The organism is Rhizobium leguminosarum, from assembly GCF_004123835.1.
Taxonomy (GTDB): Bacteria; Pseudomonadota; Alphaproteobacteria; order Rhizobiales; family Rhizobiaceae; genus Rhizobium; species Rhizobium leguminosarum_M.
In genome coordinates this window covers 24257-47656 of record NZ_MZMU01000022.1, presented here as the reverse complement: position 1 = coordinate 47656, position 23400 = coordinate 24257, and the positions used below count along the sequence as shown (strand labels likewise).

Below are 23400 nucleotides of genomic sequence, written 5' to 3'. Positions count from 1 at the left end.
TATGCCTATCAGGCTGCCGTCGCTGGACCGCCGATAAGGCCCTTCCAATAGCTTTCCGCACCTTGAAGATGCGCGCTCATCAGCGCCTGGGCCAGATTGCCGTCTCGGGCAAGCAGCGCCTCGTAGATGCGGATATGTTCCTCATGCGAGCGCCGGCTGCGGGCGGCGTCGGCAAAATAGATCGGCAGGCGGTGCTCGCCCATGACGTAATAGACGCTGCACACCCGATGGAAGACGCTGTTCTTGGTGGCCCGGACGATCTCCAAATGGAAATCCCGGTCCTCGCGCGCCAGCCCCTCGCCGGCGGCAAGCTTCGCCTCCGACGCCGCGAGGATATCGCGCAATTGCTGGTAATTCTCCTCCGTCGCCCGATCGCAGGCGAGCTCCGCGGCCTTGATCTCATGGATCTTGCGAAGCTCCACGGTCTCGTAGATCAGGATAGGATCAAGCGGCACGCCGGCGCGGGCAAAAAGTGCCATTGCCTCCACGCTCGCCTCCGTGGTCGTCAGATAGATGCCCGACTTGGCCCGGCGCTCGACGATGCGCATTGCCTCCAGAATGGCCAGTGCCTCGCGGACCTGGCCCCGGCTGACGCCGAAATGTTCCGCAAGCTCTCGCTCCGAAGGCGTGCGGCCATTGCCGCTCGAGTTCGAGAAAAGATGCGCCGCGAGATCGGAGAGGAGGGAGTTTTCTTTCATCGTCACTGTCTTTGCGCGTGAGTCTCCAGGACCCGCTGATTGATCGTGAAGCCCAGGCCAGGCCTGTCCGGGATCTCTACCATGCCGTCCTTCACCGACACAGTGTCCTCGACAAGATCATGGATCATCGGATTGGCGCCGAGCGAATATTCGACGATGAAGCTTGCCGGGGAAGCCGCGCACAAATGCAGGCCGGAAAAGAAGCAGGGCGCACCGGCCCAAAGATGCGGTGCAAAACGGAGATTGAAGGCGCTGGCGAGCGAACTGATGCGCATCGCCTCCGTAATGCCGCCGCAGAAGGCGGGATCCGGCTGGAATATGTCGGCGGCCCGAAGCATGGCAAGATCGCGGAAGGCAAAACGTGTCGCCTCGCTCTCGCCGGCAGCGATCGGCACGTTTCCAGCCGAGCGCACCTCCGCCATGCCCGGCTTGTCATCGGCTATCACCGGCTCCTCGAACCAGGCGAGGTCGCAATCGGCGACCATCTGGATGAAGCGCTTTGCCTCCGCAACAGTATAGGTGCCGTGCGCATCGACCATCAGGTCGACGTCGGGGCCGATTGCCTTGCGAGCCGCCCGCACGCGCGATGCCGAGACATGCAGCGCACGATCCATCGCACCGACGCGCATCTTGACTGACTTGAAACCGCCGGCGGCGATATAGGATCGGAGCTGTTCGCCGATCCGGTCCACGCTCTCCCAACCGCCCGAGGCATAGGCGGGCAACCTGTCCGCCTTGCGACCACCCAGCAGCTTCCAGACGGGGACGCCGAGCGACTTGCCGAGTATGTCCCAGAGCGCGATGTCGACCGCGCTGATCGCCGCGACGGAAAGCCCGCGCCGCGCGATCTCGGGCATGGCGTGCCCAGAACTCGCCGCCGTCTCGTGGCGTACGCCGTTGTAGAGCATCTCCCATATGGTGGAGATGTCGGCAGGATCGCGATCGATGAGCTTCGGCCCAATCTCGTGATTGAGCATGTGTACCAGCGTGCCATAGGTGCCCGCACTGCCCGCGGCATTCTTGCCCTCTCCCCAGCCCACGATGCCGTCGTCCGTTTCGATCCGCAGGATCGCACTATCGAAGGTCGTCAGTCGGCCGAAGTCGCTGCTGTGCTGACGGCTCGCCTCAATGGGAATTTTAATCCACCAGGCCTCTACGGTCTTGATACGCATGTTTCGGATCCCCTGCCCCTCACGGCCCGCGAGCCGCAGGGCACATGTGTTTCCGTTCGTTACTTGATCAGTGGCAGGATCGTCTCGGCGGTAATCCGCATCTGATCGTCGTAGAATTTCTCAGTGAGAAGGCTGGAGCCGTGGTCCTGGATAAACTTCAGTTGCTCCGGGGGTATGTCGACGGGGTTTCGCTCGACCATGTCCGGATATTTTGAGGCCGGCGTCCGGTCGACCGGAGCGACGAATTCGTTGGTAACGGCGCCGTCGTAACCGATCTCTTTCAGCGTGCCGATGATCTTCGGCCAGTCGAGCTGGCCGAGGCCGGCGGCGAAACGATTGTTATCGGCGACGTGGAAATCGAACAGCCGCCTTCCAGCGAGCCGGATCGCCTCATACATATCTTCCTCTTCAATGTTCAGGTGGAAGGCGTCGAGGCAAACCCCGCATTCGGGGCTGACGGCATCGGCGAGCGCCAGCGCTTGGGCGGCACGGTTGAAGAAATAAGTCTCGAAACGATTGAGCGGCTCGACGGCAATGCGCACGCCCCTCTTCTGCGCATGGGCAAAACACTCCCTGGTGGCATCCACCACCCATGTCCACTCTTCCTCCTCGGTACCATCCGGCACCACCTTGCCGACGGTCGCCGGCACCAGGGTGACGATCTCGCCATCGAGTTCGCTGACCATGGTGATGACGCTCTTGACATAGTCCACCGACCTGGCGCGCTGGCCTTCGTCCCTGGCGGCAAGATTGCGCTCGCCGAGCGTCAGCGTAACGGCGCCCCAGCAGCGAATGCCATGCTCTTTCAGCAGCGAACGCGTCTCCTTGACGTCGTACTGCGCCGGCTCGCCGGATATCTCGATGCTTTCATAGCCATATTTCTTGATGCGCTTCAGCGTGACGGCGAGCGGTTCGGCCCGCATCCAGTTGTGTGTCGAAAGATGCATGAGGTCCTCCCAGACAGTTGCAGCACGTTCGATCGCCAATCGGGCGGCAAAAGGTCATGTTATCGTTGGCCACTCTCGCCACGTTCGGCAATCTGGTTTGGCCAATTCTCGTTATCTGAAAGCTCTAACGTAATTCCTCACCCTCTGCAAGACGGGCCAAAAGGTCGATATTTCTTTCCCCGATCGACATTTTATGCTGCATTTGCTGCTTAGGCGCGAATCCAACATCCCAAGCGCACCATGAACTGGCTTGACCAGATTCCAAGATTTGGTATGACCAGATCTGGAAAGTGATAAGGCGTTGAAACCGCCGCGCAGTGGCCGCAGGGCCAAGGGGAGGAGAGATGAAGATCGGCATGTGCATGTTCCTGTGGACGACAAGTGTCGGCCGGAAACACGAGACACTGTTACGCGATATCAAGGACACGGGGTTTGACGGTGTCGAGATCCCGATCTTTTCGGGAACACCGGACGAGTACCGGCGGCTGGGGGCCTTGCTCGACCGGATCGGCCTGGAACGGACCGCCGTTTCCGCAATGGGCGACCCGCAGATGAACCTGATCGCCCCCGACGCCGCAACCCGCAAGCGCGGCATCGACTACGTGAAATGGGCCATCGACTGCAGCGATGCGCTGGGCGCAACGATGCTGAGCGGCCCGCTGCATTCGACACTCGGCAAATTTTCCGGCAGCGGGCCGAGCCCGGCGGAACTGAAGCGCTCGGTTTCCTCGCAACGCGCGATCGGCGACCATGCAGCAAAGCACGGCGTCACGATCGGGCTTGAGGCGCTAAACCGCTTCGAATGTTACCTGTTCAACACGATGGACGACCTTGCGGCCCATATCGACGCGATCGGACATCCGAATATCCGCGCGATGTACGACACGTTCCACAGCAATATCGAAGAGGCCGATCCCATCGGCGCCTTCACGCGAAACAGTGCCCGCATCGTCCATGTCCACATTTCGGAGAACGACCGCGGCGTACCCGGACGTGGCAACATTCCCTGGGCGGAGACGTTCAAGGCACTACGCGCGAGCGGTTACGACGGGTGGCTGACAATCGAGGCCTTCGGCCGGGCGCTCAAGGAGCTCGCCGCCGCGACAAAGGTCTGGCGCGACTTTTCCGAGACGCCGGAAGCGGTCTATCGCGAAGGCTACCGCCATATCCGCGATGGATGGCGCGCGGCGGCATGACCACCAACCGATTCTCGCCGCGGTCGATAGGCGAACCATCGGCCTGAACGTTGCACTGGCAGGCACGACTTACGCCTGAGCAATCACCTTCTGCCTGCTTTCATTGAGCACCAGGTTCTCTTGCGTATCGGAGAGATTTCCGAAGGCGTCCGCTCAGGAGACCAGAGACATCGGCGGGCGGACGGCGGGCGATGCCCCGCGGATATCGGCGGTCTGAAAGTGGGAGATTCTTCGTTCAATACTTCCACCTGATGCCGAAGCCGATGAATCTCCGCGGTGTTCTCCTCCACCATGGCGGCATTGTGCTGGGTGATGTGCTCGACATCGCGAACGGCGTTGTTGACCTCGTCGATCCCCTTGTATTGCGTGGTGGCCGAAGACGAGATGACTTGCACCAGCCCATTGATCGAGGTGAAATGCTCCATGATGGATGAAAGTGCCTGGCCGGTCTCCTCAACGAGCTGGACGCCTGTGCCGACCTGGGATGCGCTGGTGGAAATCAGACCCTTGATCTCGCGGGCAGCCGTGGCGCAACGCTGCGCAAGCTCACGCACCTCCTGCGCGACGACGGCAAAACCTCTGCGTCGGGGAGCGCGCTCCATTCGACGGAAAACGTCCGAGTCCTTGGCTGTGGGATGATGCGGGTGGTGGCTGTCGATCCCGTCAGAATGGAAATATCACTATCTTATGCCGCGCGTCCAAGTACCGGAAGGTACCCGAAATAACTGTGGCTGCCATAATAATTTTCAATATGAATTCAACAACCTTCATGATTCCGACGGCCGAAAGACTCGGAGAGAGCGGACTGTATTGCAGTACATCCGGGATGAATCCAAGAAACGTCAGGTGTAATACATACCAAACGATGTCCAATAAACCTATATTGCGTTGAGTAAATATGGAGCCGTCAAATTTATGATACGAGTATATTTGCATTATTACTAGTGTTGCAAACATCCCGTATCCCATAAAGAGGATATCAAAGGCCTGATCTGACACGTCAACATCTTCTGCCGCGTGAATAAATCGACCGATGAACATCAGAACAAGCGCGAGTATCGAGAGTAAGAAGAATATGAAAAAAAATGCCAAACCCAGCCCTGTAAACAATTTTAACCCAAAACGATCGAATATTATTTGAAGGCCAATCCCAACCAAACCCCCAATACCTACCAACATCCAGCTGAATGCGGTCGCGATTACAACGCCGTTGAACGTTTGGAACAGCGCTCTCGCGAGGGCGATTGACAAGCCCAGTAAGAATTTAGTTACCATTCTTCGGATCAAAGAAATTCCATCCACGACGCAACCCCAATAGGAAGCTGTTAGGCAGTCGGCTAACCGTAACATGATCGGCGTGGAAATTCGTCAACGCATGCGCGTAATCGTTGTCTGCGTGAATGTAAGCATCCTGTGGCACTGCACATAGCGGAGAATTGGCTGACCCAAAGTTGCGCCTGAAATCCTCACGTCGATGCGGCTGTAGGATCCAACAATGGACGCACGCTCCGCGACCCACCCCATCGACGTTCTATGTTATGAAGACGCTTCGCAAGCAGTTCCAAATAGCGCTTCGCTTTGCTCGGCCACGAGCATTCGGAACGTGCTGTAACATTTTGACAGACGAACGCACTGCCCCTTCACTTCACGCACCAAGATTTCCAACTGAATAGGTTCGCTGCCTCCCACCCCATAATAGGGTTTTCCACCAGGTTTCGAAGGCAATCGCTTCACCATCTGAGTTATCCCGAGTTCTACCTGCGGTGTGAACCGATGAGTGTGCTTGCTGCGAAAGTCGTCTGTTGCGGTCTTGTAGTCACGCATATCGACTGTATTCAGGGCTTTGATCAGCTTCTTCCAAGAACGCCACGGCCTCGCCAACCTAACTGCCGCCTCCTCGTTGATGCGCCAATCTTCGGGGAGAGTCACGAAATCGTCTGACCAATCTACGCCTTGGCTAGTGCTGTTAGCCTGATGAGACAGATGCGCGACCGCAAAGTAAAATCTTGCCTTGAGCGTGTATGGCTTCAGAAGTGCCGTGGAGGCTAAATCCTGAACAAATTCATGGAGAATATCGCTCTTCCCGTGAACGTCGAGTTTAGCAATGACTTTATGCCAAGCATCCAATCGCCTCGTGAGATTGATCAGATGATTGATCCCGTTAGCGAGATCTCGTGCGGCATCGTCCGCCACATCCCGATAGATCATCTGCTGGCGGCCAAATTCGGTATCGAGTCTAATGGTTTCTGGGGGCTTGAACCAGCCGTACGGCATAAACTCCGTGCATGCTTCACTCTCTCGGAGAGAGTTCCTGTATTCAGAATATTTTTCAGAGAGAAATTTGTCTTCGTCATCTGTCATCTTGAGCCTTATGCGTGAAAATTACGCGCTGTTGCAGACCGCAAACTGAGAATTCCAAATAATTTTCTGGCTTGCTTCCCATTTTCCGTTCGAACTGCGCAATAGTGGTGAACATACGAGTTGGCCAGCTTCATGACGGATCAGGACGATATACTTTCAATTGAAGAAGTCGGGCGCATCTTAAGTAGACTGCGCCAAGCTGATCTTCTGCGGTTGGCGGCGCTTGCCCGCACTTGGGCGATTGGTCTCGATCGCAGAGATTCAACCGATCTCCTTAACGAGGCGCTTTGCAGGGTTCTCTCGGGGCAACGGCCATGGCCCATCGATGTGCCGTTGCCGGCATTTCTCTCCCAGGTGATGCGCAGCATTGCCAGTCAATGGCGGCATGAGGATGCTAGGGAACTATTAGCAGAAGATTGCAACGAAATCCCCGACGAACCGGCAATGAACAGCGCTGAGTTCGTCGATCTCGTCCACAACATGCGCGCTGCGCTCGACGACGATGCCCCAGCGCAAGGGATTTTTGACCACGTCCTTCAGCAAACAAGTCGAGATCTTACGCGCATGCACCTGGGGCTGGACGCCACCGGCTACGACACCGCCAGGCGCCGCATGATCCGTACGCTACAACGCAAATTTTCTCCAGATTGGAATTCGAAATGACAAGGCCTGCATCAGACGAAATTCTCGCGCTCATCGCCGAAGGTATTCTTGATGCCAGCGACGAAGAGATCATTGCGACTGCGCTCGCTCACGGTGTCGATGTCGCAGCTCTCGAACGCAAGGTTCGCGAGATTGTCGGGAGGCGGGTAGACGAAGCAAGGCAATTGCCAATGCCGCCACTCCAGATTGGCGAAGCAGTCGCCCTTCGATCTGATCCGACTCGCATCGGTGTGATCACCAGCATTACACCTAGCAATCGTGAAACCCGGCTCGGCGTTTTTATCGGCGGGCGGCTTGAAACCCTTTATGAAAGCCAGGTTGCTCGCGCTGATCTGGCGCCGGGGGCTATTCGTGCCACGCTGGATGAATTTAATGCGCGGCTTACCGCCCTACAGCTCGCTGAGCCCAGCGTCACCAACCTCTATTCACTGCAGGCCGGCCGGATCGATTTTATCCCCTATCAGTTCCGGCCAGTCCTCAAGTTCATACGTGCCGATCGGCCGCGGCTGCTCGTTGCCGATGAAGTTGGTGTAGGCAAGACGATCGAGGCAGGGCTCCTTCTTCGCGAACTCCAAGCCAGACGTCCGCTGCGTTCGGTCCTTGTGGTCTGCTCGAAAGCTCTTGTCGTCGAGGAAAAGTGGCATCGCGAAATGCGCCGGTTCGATGAAGAGTTCGTGACCCTGGCGAGCGACGACTTGCGTTACTGCCTCGATCAGACCGACCTCGAAGGCGAATGGCCCGATCGATTCTCGCGCGCAATCTTGCCATTCTCTCTCGTGAACGAAAATCTTCTCCAAGGCTTCCAACAACGAGGCAGTGGGCGTGGCCCCGGACTCAGCACCCTCGATGCGCCGCCCCGCTTCGACCTACTGATCGTCGACGAGGCGCATAATGCGCGCAACACCGAGACAAGTCTCCATCAGGGACTTCGAATCCTCGCCGACAATGCCGAAGCGGTGGTACTCATAACTGCAACACCTGTTCAGCTTGGGACCGGGGACCTCTTTTCGCTGCTCAATTTGCTGCGGCCCGACCTCGTGATAGATCGACCTACATTCGAGCGAATGGCGGAGCCGAACGAGGCTATCAACGCGGCGATCGCATCAATCCGAGGCGCGGTTCCTGGCTGGCAACAAGCCGCGCTCGATCATCTTGCAGAGGCAGCCGTCACAGACTGGGGCCAAATCATGTTGGCGCCCTCGCCTGAGTATCGCAATCTCTTAGCAGCAATTCCGGTCGCTACATCCGACGATGATCGCGTCCGATTGATACAGCCCGCGGAGAGCTTGCACAGCTTTTCGTCGATGATTAGCAGAACGCGCCGGCGCGATATCGGAAACTTTACGAGCCGCAAGGCTCGGACGGAAGAAGTATTGTTTACGGCCAATCAGCGGGCTCTCCATGATGAATTGCTTGCGATTCAACGTGCCATCTACCTGCGCACGCATGGCGCGGGTCCACTTGGTTTCTTGATGACAACGATCCGACGCCAGGCGGCCAGTTCATTGCACGGACTGGCGCCGTTCCTGGAGGACATTCTCACGCGCCGGTTATCTGATCTCGAGTGGCTCGAGCTGGGCGATGACCGGCTCGAGCAAACCGATCCCGAGCTGGCTGCGATTCGAGGCGAAATCACTGGCATCGTCGAACGCGCACGTTCGTTGCCAGCGGAAGATCCTAAGTGCGAGCGCCTGATCGAAATCGTGACGCAGAAGGGTGCGATGCGCAATCGTCGCCTGCTCCTCTTCAGCTCTTTCCGTCATACACTTTTCTACCTGGAGCGGAAGTTGCGCGAGCGCGGCGTTCGGGTTGGACTGATTCATGGCGGGGTTGCCGACGACGAGCGTCGGGCGCTCAGGAAGGCGTTCGCCTTGCCGCCAGAGCATGCAAGTGCGATTGACGTTCTTTTGTCGTCGGAGGTCGGCTCGGAAGGCTTGGACTTCCAGTTCTGTGACGCTCTGGTCAACTACGACATCCCCTGGAACCCCATGCGAATTGAACAGCGTATCGGGCGGATTGATCGGTACGGCCAAGCCAGCCAAACGGTCGCAATCTATAATTTTGTGACCCCGGGCACCGTCGACTTCGACATTTTCAATCGATGCCTCGCCCGCATTGGTGTCTTTGAGCGTGCGATCGGCGGCAGCGAAGCCATTTTGGGAGAGATCGCAAGTCAGTTGCAAGCGGTTGCAGACGACTTTCTCCTGACAGATGATGAGCGCGAGCAGCGTCTCCAGCAGCTGGCGGACAATGAAATCCGACAGATCATCGAGACTGACACGCTTGAGGAGCGAGAGGCAGAACTGTTTGGAGTTCGCGTCGAGCATAATCGCATCAACGACGAAATCGCTCAGGCGTCCAGCCGCTGGTTGGAGCCGCAGGCGATCGAGCGCCTCGTAGGTCTCCACCTCGAGCGAGAACTCGAAGTCGGGCGCAACCCGATAACTGGCCAGGGATCGGTCAAGAATTTGCGGCTGTCGGCAGATGCGCGCCGTCGTCTCGTGCCTCCACGAGTGCGCGGCGTGCGGCTCAACCTTGCCGAACGGGAATGGGAAGGCTGGCTTCGAGGAGATCAGCAGTCGCTCGGTTTAACCTTCGATCGCGAGACCGCGAACGAAGATCGATCCCTCGCATTCATTACTCCGGTCCATCCCCTGACCCAAGCCGCTGCTCGGTCATTCATACGTGATGAAGAGGTCATCGTGACCTTGCGCGTCGCCGATCCGGCTTTGCCGCGTGGTGATCATGCGTTCGCTATCTACCAATGGCAAATGCACGGCCTCAAGGAAGACGCCATGCTCGTGCCGGTCGTAGAAGACGGGACGATTGGTGCCGCCTTCATGGGGGTATTTGGGGTCGCACAAGATGCATCGGACGTACCTGCTCCGAGTTCGACCGTGCTGGAAGGCCTTGATGGATGGCATCACGAACTCTGGACACGCCGGCGTGCGGCGCATGTTTCAGATGCCGCGGAGATTGCCCGATTCCGACGAGACAGTCTCGAAGCAAGCCATCGCGCTCGTGTTGCGATCCTCGAAGAGCAACTCGCCCGTGTCGCCGAAGACAGGATTCGACGGATGCGCGCGGGCCAACTTGCCCGCGCCAATGCTGATCATCGTGAAGCCCTGGAGCAGCTCTCCGCCGCCGAGCATCGTGCCGACATCCTGCCTCGGCGCGTCGCCGCTGGCACCCTTCGCGTGGAGCATTAAAATGCTACAATCATTCAACAGCTGGCTGCAATCATTACAAGCAATGCGGGAACGTTGGGTTACGGCGAGCCGGGAGAATAACTTTGATCGCGGTATTTGGAACGCCACGGTCGAGAAATACGCTGATCCGAGCCATTTCATTTTCGAGTTGCTGCAGAACGCCGAGGACGCGCGGGCGACTTGGGTACGCTTCACCTTGGAGCCCGATCGCATCTTGTTTGAGCATGATGGAAGAGCATTCGATCGAGAGGACATCGAGGGCATCACCGGCATCGGAAATACGACAAAACTCGATGATGGCCATAAGATCGGCTGCTTCGGCATTGGCTTCAAATCTGTCTATGTCGTCACCGAACGGCCTGAGGTGCATTCTCGAATTGAGGGGCAATCCTTGGCGTTCGCGATCGAAGATCTCGTTATCCCCAAACTGATTTCGACCGACTTCGATGACTCAACTACACGCATTATTCTGCCGTTCCGCATCGATCGTGCAGAAATAACCCTTGCGCGTGCTCGCCTTGGTCTGGCCACAGCAGGGCCTCGCGCGCTACTCTTCCTCGAACACGTCAAGCTGCTTGAATGGGTTGACCAAGGTAGCACTGGTAGCGCCCGGGTTGATGACCTCCCTAATGCTATTCGTTCAATTCAATCTCGCTTGCCGCACGAGCAGGAACAGCGGGAACGATTCCTGGTTCTCACACGGGGTGTCGAGCGCGATGCCGATCACAAGCAATACGGCGTAAAGATAGCACTGCGACTGAACGACGATGGTGAATTGATCCCCGAAGACGCAGCGACCCGATTGCGGGTGTTCTTCGAAACCGAGGAAACTACCGGCCTACATTTCCTGATTCATGGACCATTCCAGCTGACTGACAATCGTGCAAATATCAAGCGCGACGACAGTTGGAACGCGAAGCTCATCGACACAATCGCCGACTTGCTGACAGACGCACTGCCGGATCTTCGCGATCGCGGACTTCTGAAGCGCGGCGTGCTTGACCTACTTCCCAACGCAACCGACGAACTCCCTCCCGTCTTCGCGCCGATCCTCAAAAAGATTGTTGCCAAGTTCGCCGCAGAGGCCCTCATACCCGTCCACGGCGGCGGTTACGCGACGGTCAGAGCCGCCATTCGTGGGCCAGCTGATTTGCGGGAACTACTCGGTGACGATGGACTGCAGTTGTTCGCTGGACAGCCTGATCGGCGATGGATCGTGAGCGGGCTTCGCAACAGCCGTTCCGAATCCCTCCTGACCACATTAAAGATCGAAGAGTGGTCGTACGGCGAGTTTCTCGCAGCTTTCCAGCGCGCGTTCGCGACACACTATTATCAGTCCGAAAATGACGCTCAAAAACTCGCATTGGCTTGGTTCAACGGTTTGTCGGACGAAACGATGCAACGCTTTTTGCTTGCGCTTGATACTGCGATGAAGGCGCAGAAGCGCGCAGTGTCCGTAGCCAATTATCAGTTCATTCGGCTGGAGGACGGACGCAGGCACTCTCCAAATGCTGCAGTGTTTGCGCCAGCGGACACGGCGCTTGATCCCGAAGCGGAGAACTGCGGCCTTTATTTGGTCAAAAGCAGTTTAATTCGAACAGGTCGGGGCCGCGGACGGGATGTGGAACAATTTCTCCGTCGGATCGGGGTCAAAGATGTCGACGAAAGGGCGTATCTCTCAGCCATTATCCGAACCCACTACATGGGAGATGGGCCTAGGCCTAACCGCGAGCGACATCTTCAGCATATGCGTCGATTCATCCGCTGGTCAACGGAGCACGGGGACAAGAGGATTTTCGCTGGACTTCATTTCGTCCGAGCGGGGGCGGATGCCTCGTACCACAGTGCAGCCGACGTCTATTTGAGCAGCCCGTATCTCGAATCCGCTTTGACGAAGGTCTACGATGGATCTGTGCAAGGGCGAGAGAAGTTGGCTCTTTGGGACGGCTATCAGAAGCTTAGAAGGAAGGAACTGATCGACTTTCTATCGGCGTGTGGAATGGAAACTAAATTGTGCGTCACGGCGAGCACGATCCGCTATGATCATCCGCAGTGGTACGAACTCCGTCGGGGATTTGGCAGCAGCAGAGCGACCGGTACAGGTATCGACAGCGACCACCATATCGAACAGCTACCCGAACTTCTGAAGCGCTCCGACCCCGAAATATCCCGTCTTATCTGGGATGCCGTGCGTACGGCTGGCGCCAGCTCCATGGCTGCCCGCTATTCTCCAAATCAGACAAAGGCGGCAAAGCAGGCGCCCTCCTCCCTTGCAATCTTACTGCGGGGGGCGGCATGGATTCCAGCGAAAGATGGGACGCTGCGGCAGCCAAGAACCATGGTGACAGGAGACTTGGCAACCGGCTACACAATCGGGGGCAACGAAGGCTGGTTGCAAGCGATCGGCTTTGCCGAAGACCATCGCCTCAAGAGCGAGCAACACAAGGAGCGACGCAGAGCCGGGGAACTGATCGGCCTTGCCCCAGAGCTAGTGGATCAGCTTCAAGGCCTGCCTGCAAACGTGCTTGCCGCACTGAATGCCGACATAATCCGAAAGCTTTCGAGCCACGCGTACGAGCCGATCGCCTTCCCGGAGCGTGAGACGCGGGATCCTGGACGGAGAGCAGAACGATTGGCTGCTCGGGCTCAGGCGGCACCATCCAAGAGCTATGAAGTGAGATCACGCAGCGTTCGGGTGAGCAACGCCGAGAGCAAAGGCGTGGCACGGACGTATCTCGAGGATCACTATTCCAACCATCTCGGAGATATGGTTTGCCAAGCCTGCCACGACGTGATGCCGTTTAAGCTGCCCAACGGCACACACTATTTCGAAACCTGCGAACTCTTGGAATCACTCACGACGGAGCACGCGGAAAATCATCTTGCATTGTGTCCAACCTGCGCAGCTAAATGGAGGTATGCAAATCCTGCCGAAGACTTGGATCTGCGTGCGTCGATCGCGGCCGCCACCAGTCCTGAGATTGAGGTGGAATTGGCGGGTCAACCAACTCGGCTTCGATTCACTGAGGTGCATCTCGGCGATATTCGAACGATTGGTGGCATCGAGAAAACTTAACGTACCCCTGCGATTGCACGAGCAAGCAAGACCTCAATATCGTGCATGACCATTTCGAATTTCATCGACGCATGTAATATGCGTCCGAGGGCGCATTTTCTGCGCCCTCGTCTGTCACTCAGCCGATGGCCATCAGGCTTGCATTGCCGCCGGCAGCCGCGGTGTTGATCGACGTCGACACCTCCTCGAGCAGCCAATTCAGGCAATAGGCTTCGGGATCGCCCGCCAATTCCTCGGTCGTCGCGGCCTGGACCAGCAGCAGCGGACCGGGCAGGTGAGCGATCTTCTGATTGACGGCCAGAACCCTGTCGCGGTCTCCTTCGACGAGCGCGCCGGAGAACGGCCCGTCCTTTTCCCAATCCGATGTCCAGGAAATCCGGCCGGCGACAGCCGCCGGAAGATCCGCCAGGACTGACTTCGATAGGGAACCCGCGTCCACGACGATGTGGTTGCCGGTCGATAGGGCTGCGGCGATCTGGCGATGAAGCCCGCCTTCCGTCTGCGGCACGAGGAGAATACGGCCGCGGGGATGGAGCGCGTAGAGATTGAGCTCGCCCACCGGACCGGTGAGTTCACGTTCGAGCCCGAGCGCCGAGCGGCTTGCATATCCGCGCGCCGCTTCCCCCTCGCCCGACAGGCCCTTCTTGTCGAGCCAGACGATGTAGTCACGAAGGGCGAGATCCGTATGAACGGAATCCTGCTGCGGCGGCACGGGCGCACGCTGCACCAGCCGGCCGATATAAAGAGGACCGCCGGCCTTCGGACCGGTGCCCGACAGGCCGCGGCCGCCGAAAGGCTGCACGCCGACGACCGCGCCGATGATGTTCCGGTTGACGTAGAGGTTGCCGGCCTTGATGCGGCTGGTCACATGCGCGATCGTCTCATCGAGCCGGGTGTGAAGCCCGAATGTGAGGCCGTAACCCGATGCGTTGATGTCGTCGATCAGCCTGTCGAGCCCGTTTCGCTTGAAACGGATGACATGCAGCACCGGTCCGAAGACCTCCCTCGTCAGGTCCGACAGCGACTTGATTTCGATGATCGTCGGCGGAACGAAGGTCCCCGCCGCAGCGCTTTCGGGCAGCGCCAGCTGATCCACCTTGCGGCCCAAGCCGCGCATATACTCGATATGCTGGTCGATCTCCGTTTTGGCGCTGTCGTTGATGACTGGGCCGACATCGATGCTCAGCCGATCGGTCCGGCCGATCGTCAGCTCGCGGAAGGCGCCCTTCAGCATATTGAGGGTCCTGTCGGCCACATCGTCCTGAAGGCAAAGAACCCTGAGCGCCGAGCAGCGCTGACCGGCGCTATCGAAAGCAGAAGCAATGACGTCGGCCACCACCTGCTCGGCCAATGCCGAGGAGTCGACGATCATGCCGTTCTGGCCGCCGGTTTCGGCAATCAGCGGAATCGGCTTGCCGCTTGCTGACAGCCGTTCGGCCAGTTGCGCCTGGATCATGCGGGCAACTTCGGTCGACCCGGTAAACATGACGCCTGCAGTCTCCTCCGCCCCGACCATGCCGGCGCCGAGACGGCCGCTGCCGGGCACGAACTGCAGGGCACCGACAGGCACGCCCGCCTCGTGGAGGATCTTGACGCTCTCCGACGCGATGATCGGCGTGACGCCGGCAGGTTTGGCAAGCACGGGATTGCCTGCCACCAAGGCTGCGGCGACCTGCCCGGTGAAAATCGCCAGCGGAAAATTCCACGGGCTGATGCAGACGATCGGGCCGAGAGGCGCATGCGAGGGGCCGAGGGTTTTGCGAGCCTGCTCGGCGTAATAGCGCAGGAAATCGATGGCCTCACGCACTTCGCCGACGGCATTGGCCGCGGATTTGCCGGCCTCACGCATGACGATGCCCATCAGCACCTTGATGCGGGCCTGCATGATGTCGGCGGCCCGCTCCAGGCAGGCGGCACGCTCGGCCGGCGGCACGGCCGCCCATTGCGGCGCATGCTCGGCAGCCATGCGAACGATACGGGCGGCGTCTTCGACCTTCAGCTCGGTGACCGTGCCGACGACGTCGCGGTGATTGGCAGGATTGAGCACCTCACGCGTCACCCCATCCGTCGAGCCATCGGCAAGGATCGGAAGCGCATGCCACGGGTTCGCTGCCGAGGCGGCGAGCACCTGCGCCAGATCGGAAAGGGTCGCCTCGTTCGAGAGATCGAGACCATCGGAATTGGCCCGGGCGTTGCCGTAAAGAGCCTTTGGCGAAGCGATCTGCGCGTGCGGCGCGCCAATAACGGGCATGGCTGCAACGATTTCGGCGGGATCGGCGATCAGTGCCTCAACCGAGACATTCGGATCGGAGATGCGGTGCACGAAGGAGGAATTGGCGCCGTTTTCCAGAAGGCGTCGAACCAGATAGGCGAGCAGCGTCTCATGTGTTCCCACAGGCGCATAGATGCGGCAGGGCCGGTCGAGCTTTTCCTTGCCGACGACCTCGTCGTAGAGAGGTTCGCCCATGCCATGCAGGCATTGGAACTCGTATTTGCCGACGGTGAAATCAGGACCCGCCAGACGATAGATCGTGGCGAGCGTCTGCGCATTATGGGTGGCAAATTGTGGGAAGACCGCATCCGGAGCGTCGAGCAGCTTGCGCGCGCAGGCGACGTAGGCGACATCGGTGTAGATCTTGCGGGTATAGACCGGATAGTCATCGAGACCGTCCAGCTGGGCGCGCTTGATCTCCGCATCCCAATAGGCGCCCTTGACGAGACGGACCATGACCCGGCGCCCGGAGCGGCGCGCGAGATCGATGATATAGTCGAGGACGAAGGGGCAGCGCTTGCCATAGGCCTGCACGACAAAGCCCAGCCCGTTCCATCCTGCAAGTTCCGGGGCAAAACAAAGCTCCTCGAGGAGATCGAGTGAAAGCTCCAGCCGATCGGCCTCCTCGGCGTCGATATTGAGGCCGATATCATAGGTCTTGGCGAGAACGGCCAGCGCCTTGACCTTCGGGAGCAGCTCGCTCATCACCCTGCCGGCCTGCGACCTCACGTAACGGGGATGCAGGGCCGAAAGCTTGATCGATATGCCCGGGCCGTCATAGATGCCGCGCCCGTCCGACGCCTTGCCGATGGCGTGGATCGCCTTTTCGTAATCCTTGAAATAGCGCTCCGCGTCGGCGGCGGTCGTCGCAGCCTCGCCCAGCATGTCGTAGGAATAGCGGAAACCGCGCGCTTCCAGCGGCCGGGCGCGCTTCAGCGCCTCTGCGATCGTTTCACCGGTGACGAACTGCTCGCCCATCATGCGCATCGCCATATCGACGCCGCGACGAATGACCGGCTCGCCGGCGCGCGAGATCAGCCGCGTCAGCGCTGCCGACAGGCTCCGGTCGTTGACCGTCGAGGTGAGCTTGCCGGTGACGACGAGCCCCCAGGTGGCGGCATTGACGAACATGGATTTTCCGCCGCCGATGTGGGAGGTCCAGTTGCCTTCGGCGATCTTGTCGCGGATGAGCGCGTCCCGGGTTTCGGTATCGGGAATGCGCAGCAGCGCTTCGGCGAGGCACATCAGCGCCACGCCTTCCTGGCTGGAGAGCGAGTATTCCTGCACCAGCCCTTCGACACCGGTTCCCTTGTGCTTGGCGCGCAATGCTTCAATCAGGCTGCGGGCCGTGCTGCGAATGTCATAGCGTTTTGCCTCGGAGACGCGCGCTGCTGCAACGAGCGGCGGCAGGCATTCGGTTTCCGGCCGGCGATAGGCTGCCGTGATAGCCTGGCGAAGTTCGGATTGCGGTCGGATCGGTGGGGCAAAGCCGGAAAACGGCGCGCCGTCGGCCGGATCATTGGAGGGGGCGGGGTCGATCGCTGCGTTCAACATGAGAGTCCCTATTCAATCGATTTCTGGTTTAACGGATGAACGAGATGCCGGGCTCGTCGTCCCACTGTGCATCGTCCGTGCAGGCGGGGCCGGAATATTCCGTCTCTCGCAGCGGGCGCGCATCCGTCTGTCGCGCTTGAGGGTGAGCGCCGCGGCCACGGCCCTGATCGCCAGCGGCCGGTAGTGAGCGAGCAGATCCGGCGTCCGATCGTCATCCGCTTCTTTGTTATGCATGTATGATCCCCGCTTTGAGCGCGGCGCCGATACCGATTTCAGCACTCTTCTGCCCGGCGGATAATCTATCATAATCGCAAATCGCAATCTCACTTGATTTCAACAGTTTCCAGGCTGTATGAACTTATTAATCCGCCCACGAGAGTTCAAATGGCTACTGAAACCGACATCTTTAGTGAATTGGACCAGTTCGACAGAAAGATCCTCACCGCGCTCACCGAGGACGGCAGGCTGTCGATCACCGATCTGGCCGCGCGTGTCGGATTGTCGAAGACGCCGTGCCAGATCCGCTTCAAAAGGTTGATCAGCGAAGGATATATCGAAGGCTTCAAGGCCGTCCTCAATCCGTCGAAAATGCAGCTCGACCACATCGCTTTCGTCGAGGTGAAGCTCTCCGATACCCGCGAGCATGCGTTGAAAAGCTTCAACGAGGCCATCAAGAAGATCAGCGAAGTCGAGGAGTGCCACATGATCGCCGGCAGGTTCGATTATCTCCTGAAGATCCGCACCCGCGATATCGGCCGCTACCGCCGCGTTCTCGGCGAGCGCATCTCGACGCTGCCCCACGTTGCCAACACCTCGACCAATGTCGCGATGGAGACGATCAAGGAAGGCTGGGACAAGTTCGGCTCGAGTCTTTCATGATCATGAACGAATAAGCGGTTGCAATAGCGGCAATTGTCTCCCAGGCAGTTCAGACGTCTCTCGCTTTGCGGCCGCGTGCGCTCGGTTTCACCGGCACGCTTTTGCCGTACTCGTTCCACCACGCCGTCAACGCCTCCATCGTGGGGCCGAGGCCGCGCGCTTTTTGCGTGATCTCATATTCGACGCGCGGGGGAACCTCCGCAAAGACGGTGCGAGATATGAGGCCGTCTGCTTCGAGCTCGCGTAGTTGCGCCGTCAGCATGTGCTGGGTGATGCCGGGAATAGCCTTTCTCAACTCGCCAAAACGGTAGACCCGCCGATTGAGCAGCCACATGATTTCCAGCTTCCATTTGCCGGAGAGCAGCGCGAATGCGCGCCGCATCTCCTCATGCATATTGATTTCGCCATCGGCCATAGTCTGGTTTTCCATACTAGCAGCAAGTAATTCATCCTACTTGCAAATATAAATCTTAGGCGACATTTCTCTGCATGCACAAGGGAGCGCAGTAAAAGCGCCTCTTAAAACAAACAGACAGACCCGACGAGAGGAATGTTGCTGCCTGGGCAGCGACAGGGATGAACTCATGCCTGAATTTTACATGTACTGGATCAGCACGGCACTTCTATCCGTGCTCTACTTCGCCTCAGCCGCCATCTATGTCACCAAGCGGGACTGGGTTCGCCAGGTTCTGGCGGAGCTCGGATATACGGCTCCCTTTCTTATTCCGTTCATGATCGTCATCAAGATTCTCGGCCCGGTCGCGATCCTTTCACGTGTCAGCGTGCCGCTCAGCGAGCTCGCCTATGCCGGCATCTTCTTTCACCTGCTGCTCTCGGGCCTGGCGCATATCGGCATTCGAAAACCCGCCGGCGCCCTGCCCGCGGCGATCGGCCTCGCGCTGCTGGTCGCCTCGTTCATGACGCAGAACGACGCCCGCGACATGCCCTCCCCTTACGTCCAGGCCGCTGCGCTCTGACGTCTCGATGATTCCCAAGCCCCACCAAATGGAGATACACATGGGTCGACTCAATGGAAAAGTTGCCATCGTCACAGGCGCAAGCCGCGGCATTGGCCGCGCCACCGCAAAGCTGTTTGCGGCCGAAGGCGCGAAGGTCGCAATTCTCTCGCGGACATCCGAAGGCGTCGAACGCGTTGTCGCGGATATCGTCGAAGCGGGCGGCACCGCGCTCGGCGTCGTCTGCGACGTCGGTGAAGCCGATCAGATCACGGCCGCTGTGGACAAGGTTGTCGCAACATATGGCCGCATCGACATTCTCGTGAACAATGCTTTCGATGGTTCTGCGGTCCTGTCTTCGGTCATCGACCTTTCGGTCGAGCAACTGCAACGGAACTTCGATACCGGGCCGATCGCCTATCTGCTCTTCATGCAGGCCTGCTATCCTCACCTGAGGGAAAGCGGAGAAGGCCGGATCATCAACTTCGGCTCGATGGCCGGCACCAGCGGACTGGCTGGTTATGGCCCTTACAACATGGCCAAGGAGGCGGTGCGCGCGCTGACCCGCACAGCGGCACGCGAATGGGGCGCCGACAAGATCACCGTGAACAACGTTCTGCCGATCGCGGACACCTGGGGTGCTGCGGAAAAGGAGGTTCCTCCGCCGATGAGCGCGCTGGCTCGTTTCGGTTCGCCGGAAGAGGATATTGCCCCGGTGGTCCTGTTCCTTGCCAGCAAGGACTCGCAGTTCATCACCGGCTAGCCTCGCTCCCGACGGCGGCGCAATCATCGACAGCGCTCGATAACCACCAGCGAGCAAAGGGGCGCAGCGGGCTGCGCCCCTTGAGGCTACCTCTGCCGGTATCGGAAGGCTTCGACGAAGGCAGAGAAAGCAGGAGATGGATGGCGGCGGCTGGGGTAATAGAGATGATAGCCTTGGAACGTCGGCGCCCAGTCCGCGAGCACTTCCATCAGTTGACCGCTGTTCAAATATTGCCGGATGAGGTCCCTCGGCACATAGGACAGCCCCGCGCCATCGAGAGCGGCATTGATCGCCGGTCCTATGTTGCTCATCACGAGCTGGCCCTCCACGCGAACGCTGAACTCGCGACCATCCTTTTCGAACTCCCAGGCATAGAGCGCGCCTGACGTCGGAAGCCGCAGGTTGACGCAATTGTGGTCCGTCAGGTCGTGCGGGGTCGCAGGCGCGGAGCGGCCCGCAAAATATTCCGGCGATCCGACCACGGTGTAGGAAACGTCGGGACCGATGCGAGCGGCCACCATGTCGCGCGCAATCGCTTCGCCGAGCCGCACGCCGGCATCGAACTGGCGTTCGACGATATTCGTGAAACCGTTGTCGACGATGAGTTCCACGCTGATATCAGGATAGTCGCGCAAAAATGCCGGGAGCCTTGAACGGAACACGAGGTCGACGGCATCGTCGGGACACACGAGCCTGATATGACCCGAGGGCCTGTCGCGCAGTGCGCTGATGGCACTGACCTCCGCTGCGATGCCTTCGAAATGCGGTTGAATGCTTTCCACGAGGCGCGCGCCGGCCGCCGTGGGCGCCACATCACGCGTCGTGCGGGAGAGAAGCCGGACGCCGAGCCGCGCTTCGAGCGCGCTGATCGTATGGCTGAGCGCCGAGCGCGTGACACCCAGCTTGGATGCGGCGCGCGTAAAACTCCGCTCCCGAGCCACCTCCAGAAACGCACGCATTTCGGTGAACTCATCGCGCCGCATTGTTGAATCTCCTTCATCACGACGTTCAGATTATAGCTTCTAGTCGTGCAAAACCAGTCCGGCTATCTCTCTGGCACCGGACAGGAGACCATGCATGGGCATCGAGCTGACATTGAATGAGACCTCTCTGAGAGAAGGCGCGGCGACCCGCTGGAGCGCGGTGACCTGTCTCTCGCTTCTGACTTTCCTTCTGGTGGGGTTGGAATTTCTCCCTGTGAGCCTTCTGACCCCGATCGCCAAGGACCTCTCGGTGTCGGAGGGGCAAGCCGGATTGGCAATCACCGTGTCCGGAGTCTTTGCGGTTGCCACCAGCCTTTTCGGCAATGCAATCCTGACGAAGATCGACCGGAGGACGGTCGTCTTGCTCTATACGGCGGTTCTCGCTGCTTCGAGCCTGGCGGTTGCGCTGGCGCCCAACTTCCTTGTCTTTCTCGTTGGACGGGTCCTGGTGGGCATTTCGATCGGCGGCTTCTGGTCGCTGTCGACGGCCATTCTGGCACGCCTGGCATCGAGCCGTGACCTGCCCAAGGCCATTGCCCTGCTTCAGGGCGGCACCGCATTCGCGCTCGTCCTTGCTGCGCCGCTCGGCAGTTTTCTCGGCGGGCTGATCGGATGGCGCGGCACTTTCCTGATCACTGTGCCGATCGCAATTGCGGGGCTCATCTGGCAACTGATCGCCCTGCCGAGCATGCCCGCGATATCAACCGTCTCGGTCGCCAGAATATTCGGCTTGCTGCGCAATCGTAGATTCGCGATCGGAATGGCTGCGACCGGTCTGGCCTTCATCGGCCAGAACGCATTGTCCATTTACCTTCGCCCATTCCTCGAAGGCGTCACGGGGCTGGAATTGAATGTCCTGTCCATGGTGCTTCTCGGCCTTGGCGTCGGCGGGCTGGCCGGAACCTCCGTCATCGGCTTCGTCGCCCGCCGTCACCTCCTCCTCGTTCTCGTCGGATTGCCGGCGGCCCTTGCGGTCCTCGCCCTGCTGCTGATCGCGCTCGGGCCGTTCGCAGTGGCGACCGCTTCTCTGCTCGTCATGTGGGGATTTTTCTCGACCCCCATTCCGGTCGCCTGGAACACCTGGATGGCCGCCATCGTCCCCGGCGAACTGGAAGCGGCAGGCGGACTGCAGGTGGCGCTGATCCAGCTCGCCATTGCCGGCGGCGCTTTGGCCGGCGGCATGCTGTTCGACACTGCGGGATGGTGGAGCACCTTCCTGCTGGCCGCCTGCCTTCTCGCAGGTTCGGCTGCCCTCGCTGCCCTGGCCGGCCGCCATTCCTGAACCTTCCGAAGCTCAAAGGAGATCATCATGTCTCAAGGAATCGAAAACAAAGTCGTCGTCATCACCGGCGCAAGCAGCGGACTTGGCGAAGCCACGGCGCGCCGCCTGGCCCAGCGCGGCGCTTCGGTGGTTCTTGGTGCGCGCAGAGCCGACCGGATCGCTGCGCTGGCCGAGGAATTGTCCGCCAAGGGCCATAAGGCCAAGGCAGTCCAAACCGACGTCACGGACCGACATCAAGTCAAAAACCTCGTCGACACGGCTGTCGACGCCTTCGGCCGTATCGACGTGTTGGTGAACAATGCCGGCCTGATGCCGCTTGCGCCGCTCGAACGGCTCAAAGTCGACGAGTGGGATCGCATGATCGACGTGAACATCAAAGGTGTGCTCTACGGCATCGCAGCAGCGCTTCCGCACATGAAAGCGCAGAAATCGGGGCACATCATCAACGTGTCCTCCGTCTACGGCCACGTGGTCGATCCTGGTGCGGCCGTCTATTGCGCCACGAAATTTGCCGTGCGCGCCCTTTCGGAGGGGCTGCGGAAGGAAGTGAAACCATACAACATCCGCACCACGATCATTTCACCCGGCGCAGTGAGCACCGAACTCCTCCAACACATCAGCGAAAAGGACATCCAGGCAGGCACCAAGGAGTTCGTCAGCAAAATCGCAATCAGCGCGGACACCTTCGCGCGAACGGTCGCCTTCGCGGTAAACGAGCCAGACGATGTCGACATCAACGAAATCCTGTTCCGGCCCACGGCTCAACCTGTCTGACGCGAGGCGCGCTATGTCGATGACATCCAAATTCATGAGTCGTCGCGCGGTGCTGGGCGGAACTTTGGCCGCCGCCGCTGTGCCTCTCGTGGCGCAAGGGCAAGACGAGCATCGCCCGGCGAGTCCCGAGGCGACAGACGTCAGGATCAGGATAGGCTTCAACAATCTAACCCTGACTGCAACACTCTCCGACAATCCGACGGCGCGCGATCTCGCTTCCATGCTGCCCCTGAACCTGACGATCGAGGACTACGGCAGGAACGAGAAGATCGTCCATCTGCCACGCAAACTCACAGAAGAAGGCAGCGGTCCTTTCGGAAACGAGCAGCCGGGCGACCTTTGTTACTTCAAACTGTGGGGTAACCTGGCCCTGTTCCACGGGGATTACCGCTGGGACGGGCTGATCCGGCTCGGCCGCTTCGACAATGGCTTCGAGCCGCTGCTGGTGCGCGGCGAGTATCCGGTCCGCATAGAACGCATCTGACAACGGTTCCATGCCCGGAAATCTGAAATCGCTTCCTCCCAAGCATGAAAGAACCCAATAGGGCGAATTTCCGCAATGGCCAATATCAGAACCAGAAGCCGCGGCCGGCTTAAGCCAGCAGAGGCGCTCGA

Annotated in this window: 17 protein-coding genes and 3 pseudogenes; 10 read left to right on the top strand and 10 right to left on the bottom strand. The window is 59.3% G+C overall.

Annotated features, from left to right (window positions below; translation table 11 throughout):
- Positions 1-8: 8 nt before the first annotated feature.
- From B5P46_RS28915 to B5P46_RS28905, 3 genes are read right to left on the bottom strand one after another with little or no spacing between them, the layout of a single operon-like run.
- Positions 9-698 carry a FadR/GntR family transcriptional regulator gene (locus B5P46_RS28915; protein WP_129421732.1) on the bottom strand — a complete coding sequence of 230 codons (690 nt, stop codon included), beginning with the start codon at positions 696-698 and terminating at the stop codon, positions 9-11.
- Positions 699-700: 2 nt separating this feature from the next.
- The gene (locus B5P46_RS28910) at positions 701-1870 is read right to left on the bottom strand and encodes a mandelate racemase/muconate lactonizing enzyme family protein (RefSeq protein ID WP_129421731.1); all 1170 of its coding nucleotides are present in this window, start codon (positions 1868-1870) and stop codon (positions 701-703) included.
- Positions 1871-1929: 59 nt separating this feature from the next.
- Positions 1930-2817, bottom strand: coding sequence for a sugar phosphate isomerase/epimerase family protein (locus tag B5P46_RS28905; RefSeq protein WP_129421730.1), 888 nt, complete (start codon positions 2815-2817; stop codon positions 1930-1932).
- Between the two features lie 344 nt (positions 2818-3161).
- Between B5P46_RS28905 and B5P46_RS28900 the strand changes: the two genes are divergently transcribed.
- The gene (locus tag B5P46_RS28900; RefSeq protein ID WP_129421729.1) at positions 3162-4013 is read left to right on the top strand and encodes a sugar phosphate isomerase/epimerase family protein; all 852 of its coding nucleotides are present in this window, start codon (positions 3162-3164) and stop codon (positions 4011-4013) included.
- Positions 4014-4166: 153 nt separating this feature from the next.
- Here B5P46_RS28900 and B5P46_RS28895 read toward each other — a convergent pair.
- The 3 genes and pseudogenes from B5P46_RS28895 to B5P46_RS28885 all read right to left on the bottom strand — a co-directional run.
- A pseudogene (locus B5P46_RS28895) lies at positions 4167-4594 on the bottom strand (methyl-accepting chemotaxis protein); the annotation flags it as partial.
- 82 nt (positions 4595-4676) lie between these two features.
- Entirely contained in the window at positions 4677-5315 is a 639-nt protein-coding gene (locus B5P46_RS28890; protein WP_129421728.1) for a hypothetical protein, read from the bottom strand.
- 234 nt (positions 5316-5549) lie between these two features.
- Entirely contained in the window at positions 5550-6374 is an 825-nt protein-coding gene (locus B5P46_RS28885; RefSeq protein ID WP_129421727.1) for a hypothetical protein, read from the bottom strand.
- Between the two features lie 132 nt (positions 6375-6506).
- Between B5P46_RS28885 and B5P46_RS28880 the strand changes: the two genes are divergently transcribed.
- From B5P46_RS28880 to B5P46_RS35610, 3 genes are read left to right on the top strand one after another with little or no spacing between them, the layout of a single operon-like run.
- Complete coding sequence (locus B5P46_RS28880) at positions 6507-7037, top strand: hypothetical protein (RefSeq protein ID WP_129421726.1); 531 nt, start codon at positions 6507-6509, stop codon at positions 7035-7037.
- Positions 7034-10246, top strand: a complete 3213-nt coding sequence (locus B5P46_RS28875) for a DEAD/DEAH box helicase (RefSeq protein WP_129421725.1) — start codon at positions 7034-7036, stop codon at positions 10244-10246. The genes B5P46_RS28880 and B5P46_RS28875 overlap by 4 nt, the downstream gene beginning before the upstream one ends.
- Positions 10143-13322, top strand: coding sequence for a sacsin N-terminal ATP-binding-like domain-containing protein (locus B5P46_RS35610; protein WP_129421724.1), 3180 nt, complete (start codon positions 10143-10145; stop codon positions 13320-13322). The genes B5P46_RS28875 and B5P46_RS35610 overlap by 104 nt, the downstream gene beginning before the upstream one ends.
- 118 nt (positions 13323-13440) lie before the next feature.
- Here the strand turns inward: B5P46_RS35610 and putA are convergent, their stop codons facing one another.
- Positions 13441-17148: a trifunctional transcriptional regulator/proline dehydrogenase/L-glutamate gamma-semialdehyde dehydrogenase gene (putA, locus tag B5P46_RS28865; RefSeq protein ID WP_129421723.1), complete on the bottom strand. Its 3708-nt coding sequence runs from the start codon at positions 17146-17148 to the stop codon at positions 13441-13443.
- A gap of 28 nt (positions 17149-17176) precedes the next feature.
- A pseudogene (locus tag B5P46_RS35190) lies at positions 17177-17382 on the bottom strand (hypothetical protein).
- 150 nt (positions 17383-17532) lie between these two features.
- Between B5P46_RS35190 and B5P46_RS28855 the strand changes: the two are divergent.
- Positions 17533-18027 carry an Lrp/AsnC family transcriptional regulator gene (locus tag B5P46_RS28855; RefSeq protein WP_129421722.1) on the top strand — a complete coding sequence of 165 codons (495 nt, stop codon included), beginning with the start codon at positions 17533-17535 and terminating at the stop codon, positions 18025-18027.
- 49 nt (positions 18028-18076) lie between these two features.
- Here B5P46_RS28855 and B5P46_RS28850 read toward each other — a convergent pair whose 3' ends face one another.
- Complete coding sequence (locus B5P46_RS28850; RefSeq protein ID WP_129421721.1) at positions 18077-18457, bottom strand: winged helix-turn-helix transcriptional regulator; 381 nt, start codon at positions 18455-18457, stop codon at positions 18077-18079.
- 154 nt (positions 18458-18611) lie between these two features.
- Between B5P46_RS28850 and B5P46_RS28845 the strand changes: the two genes are divergently transcribed.
- Together B5P46_RS28845 and B5P46_RS28840 are read left to right on the top strand one after the other, a co-directional pair.
- Complete coding sequence (locus tag B5P46_RS28845) at positions 18612-19004, top strand: DoxX family protein (protein ID WP_129421720.1); 393 nt, start codon at positions 18612-18614, stop codon at positions 19002-19004.
- Between the two features lie 40 nt (positions 19005-19044).
- A pseudogene (locus tag B5P46_RS28840) lies at positions 19045-19789 on the top strand (SDR family NAD(P)-dependent oxidoreductase).
- A gap of 43 nt (positions 19790-19832) precedes the next feature.
- On the opposite strand, the gene B5P46_RS28835 reads toward B5P46_RS28840, so the two are convergent.
- Positions 19833-20729, bottom strand: a complete 897-nt coding sequence (locus B5P46_RS28835; protein ID WP_129421719.1) for a LysR family transcriptional regulator — start codon at positions 20727-20729, stop codon at positions 19833-19835.
- A 94-nt stretch (positions 20730-20823) separates the two neighbouring features.
- Here B5P46_RS28835 and B5P46_RS28830 point away from each other — a divergent pair, with 94 nt between their 5' ends.
- Genes B5P46_RS28830 through B5P46_RS28820 form a run of 3 tightly spaced genes read left to right on the top strand, consistent with a single transcriptional unit; the run spans position 20824 to position 23269 of the window.
- On the top strand, positions 20824-22011 hold the full coding sequence (locus tag B5P46_RS28830; protein WP_129421718.1) for an MFS transporter: 1188 nt from the start codon (positions 20824-20826) through the stop codon (positions 22009-22011).
- 27 nt (positions 22012-22038) lie between these two features.
- Positions 22039-22785: an SDR family oxidoreductase gene (locus B5P46_RS28825; RefSeq protein WP_129421717.1), complete on the top strand. Its 747-nt coding sequence runs from the start codon at positions 22039-22041 to the stop codon at positions 22783-22785.
- A gap of 13 nt (positions 22786-22798) precedes the next feature.
- The gene (locus B5P46_RS28820; RefSeq protein ID WP_129421716.1) at positions 22799-23269 is read left to right on the top strand and encodes a cyclophilin-like fold protein; all 471 of its coding nucleotides are present in this window, start codon (positions 22799-22801) and stop codon (positions 23267-23269) included.
- The last annotated feature ends 131 nt before the right edge of the window (positions 23270-23400 follow it).